An 8,126-nucleotide genomic window follows, 5' to 3' on the forward strand; every position below is an offset into this window, starting at 1 on the left:
TGCCACTCTAATCTTGATTATTTACCTGGCTGGCTGCGCCACAGTTGCCCCCCCTACTCCTCCTCCAGTGCCCACGCCCCGGCCCCGTTTTATTAATTTTGAAACAGGCGGCAGGGTGAAGAGTATGGCCTTTGATGGGAACCATCTCTGGCTGGGTCTCCCCTCCGGGATTATACGGTACGATACTCGAACACCGGACCAGTACGAAATCTTCACCATTCGTTCCACAGACGGGCTTCTTGCCAGGGGCATCTTTAAAGTGGCGATTGATCCTCAAGGGGTGAAATGGATCGGCACGTACGGCGGCGGACTCTCCCGATATGATGGCAGAGAATGGCTCACATACACCCCCTACGGAGGAGGTAAAATAAGCTATGACCATCGATGGACAACCTATCCAAGAGGAAAAGGCCTGGGCGATCTCTGGGTCTACGACATCCTTTTTGAGTCGGACGGCGCAATGTGGATTGCCACCTGGAAGGGGGCCAGCTATTTCAACGGGAAATCCTTCAAAACATACACGCAAAAAGACGGTCTGCTTGACAAGTGGGTTTATGCAATCGCTAAAGACCAGGACGGCATTCTCTGGTTCGGGACGGAAGGGGGGGTCAACCGCTTCGACGGACAAAACTGGACCGGATATACCCACCTGGACGGCCTCGGTGGGGACATCGGATCTCCTCAAACACTGGGCGATTCCTATGACGACAACGAACCGCGGCATCACGGAGGAGAACATAAGAATAACCGTCAGGCCAATCCAAACTATGTCCTCGATATCGTCGTGGACCACCAAAATGTGAAATGGATCGGGACCTGGGGTGCCGGGCTTTCCAGATTCGACGGGAAGCACTGGACCACCTTTACCGCGGGTCATGGGACCATCGGTGGAAATTTTGTTCATGCCCTCGAGGTGGACCGGGAAGGAACCCTATGGGCCGCGACCGACAAAGGCGTGAGCCGTTTTGATGGAAAGACCTGGCTTACCTATACCACGGCAGACGGCCTGCTCGATAATAACGTCTTCTCAATCGCGTTTGACCGGGAGGGAAACAAGTGGTTTGGGACGTGGACAGGCCTGAGCAAGATGATCGACTGACTATCTATATTCGTAACGCTTATTCTAGATTTTTCTGCCCAGCACTATCCCGATGCGTATCGCAATCATGCCAGCAGCCAAACTCAGGAACATGTTGAGGAGGGCCAACCAGAAGCTCCCCTCCTCCAGGAGTTTATTTGTTTCGTACTCAAAGGTCGAGAAGGTTGTATAGGCCCCCAGAAACCCAACTGCGATCAACAGCCTCCAATGGGGATGAACAATAAAACGCTCTGTGATCAAGGTCACAAACAGCGCCAGGACAAAGCATCCGCTAACGTTCACGGCAAATGTCCCGTAAGGAAAAGCAGCATTCTCCTTCCCGGAGAACCAGACTCCGATTGAATACCGGGCGATGGCACCGAAAAAACCGCCGATTCCGACCATTAGGATCTTGATCAGTTTTATTCTCCTTCCCTAATTCCGCGATTGCGGAATTAGAAACCGCCGACGGCTGGCGCGAGACCCATTCGCCTGATGTTATCGGTCATTTTGCTCCTTCACCGTACGGGTGAGTACGCCTCGCTCTCAAAATGGCCTCTGGCCTTGCCTTTCAGGCGACTTATGCGATTTATCCCATGATCCAATCGAGGATCTTGGGTCCTTGCTTACCTGAACACATACAAAATGAAAATGGCAGCGCCGATCCGATACCATCCAAAAGGCTTTAATGTCGTCCTCCCCAGGAGGCGGATAAAAAACCGAAGGGCAAGAAGCGCCGAGATAAAAGAAACCAGGAATCCGACAAAGAAAATGGGGATATCGGAGAGCTCCAAAAAGGAACGACTCTTGTAAAGATCGAAAATCGTCGCGGCACACATCACCGGGACGGCCGCCAGGAAGGAATATTCCGCCGCCGTTTTTCGTTCAATACCAATCATCATGCCTCCAACAATGGTCGAGGCGGATCGGGAAACACCGGGCCACATCGCCAGGCACTGAAAAAACCCGATGGAGAGGGCATCTTTCCACCTCAGGGCATCGACTCCAAACCGCTTTACCTCCGGGAGCCTGGCTTCAGCAAGAAGGATGACCACCCCCCCGACACCCAAACCGATGGCCACCGTGATAGGGCTGAAAAGATGCTCCTTGATCAACGGGTGGAGCAGTGCACCAAAGAAGAGCGCGGGAGAGGTTGTCAGGGCCAGAAGAATCAGCCCATTCAGTCCAGAGAAACCGTTCTCCTTTTTAAATGAAAGAAGGCTGAAGAAACGATCGCTGTAAAGAAATACAACCGCGAGGATGGCACCCAGTTGGATAAACACGTCGAAGGTCGCCGCCTTAGGTCCATCAAAACCGAGGAGATGACCCGCCACGATGAGGTGTCCCGTTGATGAAACCGGCATAAACTCCGTAAGCCCTTCCACCACACCGAGGAGGACGGCCTGAAAAAATTCGTTCATAAAAACCATCTCTCTAGACGGCCAGGGGGCAAACCATCCCCTTGCCTCTCCAGTCAAGGTTACTTGGAAAACGTGGAGATCGTAACAAATGGCCTCGATACATTCAAGGAGAAACAGAAGAACAACGAAACCCATGCTGCCTGAGGAATCTCTGATTAAGTCTGGGGTAAGTTTTTCAGGAGATAAAATGTTTCAATTCAAGGCGCAAGTCGCAGAGGATGGTTCTCGCGAAGCCATAGCCCGCTATTTGGAAGAACCACGCCTCGGAGGCGAGGATTCTTCGACCCGAAACGAAAAAGATCTTTATCGATATTCGCTCGCTAATTCCGCACGCTTGCTATGCGTGTTCAAGATTTGCAACGCAGAAGTGGAACATTTTTGCCCTGAAAAAACAATTCATGACTTATTCAGAGGTTCCCTTCTTCTGTCCGTCTCACCTTGACAGGGGGAAGACGCTTGGTGTATCTCAACAGACATGAGGAATAAACTGATACATCTCATGAAAATGGAGCCCGGCCCCGGGTCTGACCCGCTCTTCAACGAGCTGGCCCTTCTTCTCTACAGACATCAGTACCGCCACAATTCCCCGTATCGCCAATTCTCTGATTCACTACATCAAAGCCCTGAAACCGTCAAGACGTGGGAGGCTATTCCGGCCATTCCCGTAATAGCCTTTAAGTATACGGCGCTTTCCTGCCGACCGATCCAAAAGGCGCAGCGCCTTTTTTATTCCAGCGGAACAACACAAAAAACAAGAAGTTGCCACCCCCTTTTCGACATTGAAATCTCAAAAAAGGCAATCCTCGCACATTTCAAACGCCACCTCCTTCCCCGATCTGACCGGATACGTTTCATGATTCTTACCCCCTCTCCTCAAGAAGCGCCCATGACCTCTCTTTCGTACATGATGGAGGTTGTTCGGAAGGCCTTCGGGACAAAAGAAAGCGCTTATTATATCGAACAGGGGCAGCTTCAATCGGAACGGCTGATCAGGGAAATGGCCGAAACAGATGAAGCAGTCTGCCTGATCGGGACCTCTTTTTCTTTTGTCCACTTCATCGATTTTTGTAAAGAGAATAGTTGGACCTGTACGCTACCGACTGGAAGCCGAATCATGGATACCGGCGGGTTCAAAGGGAGTTCGCGGGAGGTTCCGCAGGAGTGGATCTATTCAAAGGCCTGGAAATACTGGGGGATTCCGAATGAGAATTGTGTCAACGAATATGGAATGACCGAGATGACCTCCCAATTTTATGATCGTATTGTAGGCGAAAGCGCGCCGCGTCTCTTTCGCCCCCCGCCTCAGGTACGAACACGCCTCCTTTCTCCAGAGACACTAGAACCTGCGCCAAAGGGAGAGGTCGGTCTCCTGGCCCACACCGACCTGGCCAATCTCGACTCCGTCGCCGCGCTCCTGACGGAAGATCTGGGACGCGAGGTTGAGGGCGGTTTTGTTCTGCTCGGCCGTGCAGGGGGTTCCGAAGAGAAAGGGTGTTCCATCATGATTGATGAACTCCTTCAGAAGAATATCACTTTTCAGGATTAGGAGCCTCTGATTAAGTCTGGGTTGCATTTTTCAGGAGATCTTATGTTTCGATTCAAGGCAAAAATCGTAGAGGATGGTTCTCGGGAAGCCATAGCCCGCAATTTTTTAAGATTTGTAACGCAGAAGCAGGATATTTTTGCCCTTAAAATGATTCATTACTTATTCAGAGGTTCCTTAATAAGATGAAAGGATATTTTCTTCCGACCACCTCTATTGCGGAGAAAAAGACCCAACACCATCATCTCTCCATAGAACTCCCCGTCCTTTCCGCGGACGAAGTAATCGACATCTCTGACCGTCTGATCCGCGCCGGGGAAAGGCTCTCTAAAGAGCCCATCTTCAAAATCATCGACTGGATTGACACCGCCGCCCAACGTTGGCTCGACCCAAAGGATCCGATCCGAAAGGAAGCAGAATCACTCCTGCCTCTCGCATCCGGGGTTTCAAAAGAAATGGTCCGCTTTATCCTGGATGACCTTTTTAAAAATCTGACCCGGCCCGTCCTCATCCACCTTCTTGAAGAAGAACTGGGCAATCCGGCCCTCTGTGACGGATTCAGGCCTAAGAGAAAAGGGGTTGGATTCACTCGCGTGATCGGACCGAGGCTGATTACACATATCCTCCCCGGGAATATTTCTGGGACAGCAATCGTCAGCCTGGTCTGCGGTCTCCTGGCAAAGTCAGCCAACCTGGCAAAAGTTAGCATGGACGAACTTCTCCTGCCAGTCCTCTTTGCCAGGTCACTGCATCAGATCCGACCGGAACTCGCCGAAAGCATGGCCATCCTCACCTGGGATAATAACAACACTGACATCACCCGGGCTGCCTTCCAAAGGGCCGACCTAGCAATCGTTTACGGGAGCGATGAAACAATTGCAAAGGTCCGGGAGAATATTCCCCCGGCCACGCTTACCCTCTTTCATGGACACCGGCTCAGTTTGGGCGTCATCGCACGTGAATCGATCCGAAAGGAAGTTGCAGATCAAGCCGCCATCGATATCGCCCTCTATGATCAAATGGGCTGCCTCTCTCCCCACCTTTATTATGTCGAATCCTTGGGCAGCCACACCCCCCTTGAATTCGCGCAGTGGCTGTCTCAGGCCCTTTATGCTGTTTCAAACCGGCTTCCGAAGGGGGAAACTCCGCCAGATATCGCCGCGCATATTCAGCAATTACGGGGGTCTCTCCCCTTGCGGGGGGGAAAGGTTTTTTCCAGTCCAAAGGGGGTCGACTGGACGGTCCTTTATGATCCGGACCCACACTTTTTGTCCTCGCCTCTCTCCAGGACAATCTGGGTAAAACCGGTTCACGATTTAACCGAGATCGTTTCCCATCTCAAACCGATCCGTAGCATTCTTCAGGCGATCGGCATTGCCATTCCGGAGAAACGGCAGCCAGAGCTGATTCCAGCCATCGTGAAAATGGGGGCGTCACGAATCTGTGCGATTGGGAAAATGCAGATGCCACCAATCACATGGCACCATGACGGCCGGTTTCGCCTCGCCAATTTCCTCCGCTTTGTCGACTGGGAACAGACATGACTTCCCGGCGGAAAAACTTCCAGAAACACATTTGCCAGACCTCTCCCCATCCGATGGGCCTGGAGATTGACCACGCCGAAGGCGTAACCGTTACGACAAAAAATGGAAAAAACTATCTTGATTTCATTTCTGGAATCGGTGTCGCCAATATCGGGCATACCCACCCGGCCGTCGTCAAAGCGATCAAGAAACAGGCAGAGAGATATCTGCACGTGATGGTTTACGGAGAGTACGTTCAGGCAGCACAGGTCGATCTCGCCACAAAACTGGCCACGGTCCTTCCCGGACCTCTCTCACAAGTCTATTTTACAAACAGCGGGACGGAGGCCAATGAAGGGGCACTGAAGCTTGCAAAAAAACATACAGGCCGAAAACGCTTCATCAGTTTTGAGCAGAGCTATCATGGAGACACCCAGGGGGCCTGTTCGGTAACCGGTCGTGACATTTATCGAAAACCTTTTGAACCTCTCCTTCCCGGGATCACCTTTCTTCCCTTCAACGAGACCAACAGGCTTTGTGAGATCGATCATCAGGTCGCGGCCGTGATCACCGAACCGATTCAGGGAGAAGGGGGAATTCGGATACCGGATCAAGACTTCCTGCCGGCACTTCGGGCCCGGTGCACTGAGGTTGGCGCACTCCTTATTTTTGATGAGGTTCAGACCGGATTCGGCCGGACCGGAAGACTGTTTGCCCTGGAGCATTGGGGGGTTGTTCCGGATATCATTACCCTGGCCAAGGCCATCGGCGGGGGGATGCCGCTCGGTGCCTTCGTGTCGTCACCCAACATAATGGCAACGCTCTCGACCGACCCCCCCCTGTCTCATGTGACCACCTTCGGCGGCCACCCGGTCTCCTGTGCCGCCGGCTTGGCCAGTCTGAAGGTCATTCTGGAGAATGACCTTCCGCAAAAAGCGGATCAGCTTGGAGAAAAGATTAAAGACGCTTTGCGGGATTTTGCGCGGAGACATTCATGCATCCGCGACGTTCGGGGGAAGGGCATGATGATCGGACTTGAGCTTTCTGATGCGGATACAACAGCAGGTTTCGTGGGGAAGGCCCTGGATAAGGGCCTAATCCTCGGATGGACACTCCATACAAATACCGTTGTACGAATTTCTCCGCCCCTCACCCTCACAGAAAAAGAACTGGAAAAAGGGCTGGATATCATAGATAAGGCCTTGGCCTAAACCCGTCTCTGGAGCCTATCTCGGTTCTCCAGAAATAGTCGTGACAATATGGTGACGCCAATAACGCGCGGCACCGAATAGAATCGCCGCACAAACTAGGAAGAGAAGCGACGCGCCGCGATAATCTCCAATGAGATCAAAGTACCGAAAGAAGGCCGTTAAGATCAGGATGCCGATTCCGAGATAATAATAGTGGGTCAGGGTGTCATGCACGGCGCGCACAATGAGCCAGATCCCCGTAAAGACCAGGAACAGATTTGTAATACACTGTAACAAAACGGGGGTATCAGCGATGGGCGAGGCAAGCACCAGGAAAGTAGACAAGACGAAAAATCCTGAGAACCCAAAGGTGGAAAAATGCCGTTTAAAAACCCCTCCGGCATTTTCAGAAAATGACCAATGGCGGTCCGCAAAATAGACACTCAGCCCCAGGACCACACAGATCAGCACCACCCAGAAGCGCATGAACGTCCCCGCCGTCCAGTGGGCTTCAATCAGTATCTTCCACGGCTCCTCAAAACTCAGGATCAGCAACCCAAGCAGGCCCACTCAAATCGATAAAACCAAACGAGAAAATTGCTGCCGTTTTTTATATTATCGATTCTGGTATATATTTTCCTTGGAACTTCTTGACTTCTACTATTTAGTACTCTATAAGTATATAGATTTTAATAAAGGCAACAGCATATCCTCATTAAGGATTTTCTAAACATATTGCTTTAATATTATTTCTGGAGCTAATAACATGGCAAAGAAAACGAGTACTAGTCTGAGTACCCAAGGCGTAAAATATACTGTGGAGAATGAACAAGAGACGTGTTCTCCTTATGTGTGTGGTAGAACTACCACTTGCACCGGCTCTTTTCAAGTCACTGTAATAAATATCCAAAATCATGTAGGGGTAAATGACAAGAGATCTGCATTATTAATCTCAGAAGATGTTATGGATTTAAAAAAGGCTGAGGCAGCAGCACGATGTGTTAGTAATGGATGTAAGTCAGGAGATGTCACCTTCCGTAAGATCATTACGGGAGTGGTAGTAACAGCTTCAGCGACACATCCACGTACCGTTATAGGCAAGGCTACAGCAACGACTACATATACTTTAAAAATTAAATGCGAACCCTATCCCCCAACTGAAAAAGCAAAAGGCATTAAAAAACAAGAAACCAAAAATAAACCCAAATCAAAAAGTAAACCCAAATCAAAAAGAAAATCATAAGAGGTGGTAATCCCCCCATTAATAATGGTTCACAGAAGTAGAGCCTGTGTTGCCAGCGTCAATTTTTGATAGGGTGTAATTCCTCCAATCGCCATATTAGACCGATCATTGTTGTAAAGCCATAACCA

General features: G+C 50.6%; 9 protein-coding genes. 6 read left to right on the plus strand and 3 right to left on the minus strand.

Translation table 11 applies throughout. The features are described 5' to 3' along the window. Positions 1-13: 13 nt before the first annotated feature. Entirely contained in the window at positions 14-1,099 is a 1,086-nt protein-coding gene (locus EYQ01_05320; GenBank protein HIE65219.1) for a hypothetical protein, read from the plus strand. 24 nt (positions 1,100-1,123) lie between these two features. On the opposite strand, the gene crcB is transcribed toward EYQ01_05320, so the two are convergent. Both crcB and EYQ01_05330 read right to left on the minus strand, forming a co-directional pair. Further along, positions 1,124-1,498 (minus strand): fluoride efflux transporter CrcB, encoded by a 375-nt coding sequence (gene crcB, locus EYQ01_05325; protein ID HIE65220.1) that lies wholly within the window; start codon positions 1,496-1,498, stop codon positions 1,124-1,126. A 206-nt stretch (positions 1,499-1,704) separates the two neighbouring features. Then, on the minus strand, positions 1,705-2,499 hold the full coding sequence (locus EYQ01_05330; protein HIE65221.1) for an undecaprenyl-diphosphate phosphatase: 795 nt from the start codon (positions 2,497-2,499) through the stop codon (positions 1,705-1,707). 187 nt (positions 2,500-2,686) lie between these two features. On the opposite strand from EYQ01_05330, the gene EYQ01_05335 reads away from it, so the two are divergent. The 4 genes from EYQ01_05335 (at position 2,687) to EYQ01_05350 (ending at position 6,776) form a co-directional block, all read left to right on the plus strand. Further along, positions 2,687-2,941 (plus strand): hypothetical protein, encoded by a 255-nt coding sequence (locus EYQ01_05335; protein HIE65222.1) that lies wholly within the window; start codon positions 2,687-2,689, stop codon positions 2,939-2,941. Positions 2,942-2,974: 33 nt separating this feature from the next. Next, complete coding sequence (locus tag EYQ01_05340; protein HIE65223.1) at positions 2,975-4,045, plus strand: long-chain fatty acid--CoA ligase; 1,071 nt, start codon at positions 2,975-2,977, stop codon at positions 4,043-4,045. 182 nt (positions 4,046-4,227) lie between these two features. Beyond that, positions 4,228-5,586, plus strand: coding sequence for a hypothetical protein (locus tag EYQ01_05345; protein HIE65224.1), 1,359 nt, complete (start codon positions 4,228-4,230; stop codon positions 5,584-5,586). Then, complete coding sequence (locus EYQ01_05350) at positions 5,583-6,776, plus strand: aspartate aminotransferase family protein (protein HIE65225.1); 1,194 nt, start codon at positions 5,583-5,585, stop codon at positions 6,774-6,776. Before EYQ01_05345 ends, EYQ01_05350 begins: the two co-directional genes overlap by 4 nt. A 15-nt stretch (positions 6,777-6,791) precedes the next feature. Here the strand turns inward: EYQ01_05350 and EYQ01_05355 are convergent, their stop codons facing one another. Beyond that, positions 6,792-7,325, minus strand: a complete 534-nt coding sequence (locus EYQ01_05355; protein ID HIE65226.1) for a hypothetical protein — start codon at positions 7,323-7,325, stop codon at positions 6,792-6,794. Between the two features lie 196 nt (positions 7,326-7,521). Between EYQ01_05355 and EYQ01_05360 the strand changes: the two genes are divergently transcribed. After that, positions 7,522-7,998, plus strand: a complete 477-nt coding sequence (locus tag EYQ01_05360; protein HIE65227.1) for a hypothetical protein — start codon at positions 7,522-7,524, stop codon at positions 7,996-7,998. The last annotated feature ends 128 nt before the right edge of the window (positions 7,999-8,126 follow it).

It is taken from the genome of Candidatus Manganitrophaceae bacterium, from assembly GCA_012960925.1.
Taxonomy (GTDB): domain Bacteria; phylum Nitrospirota; class Nitrospiria; order SBBL01; family JAADHI01; genus DUAG01.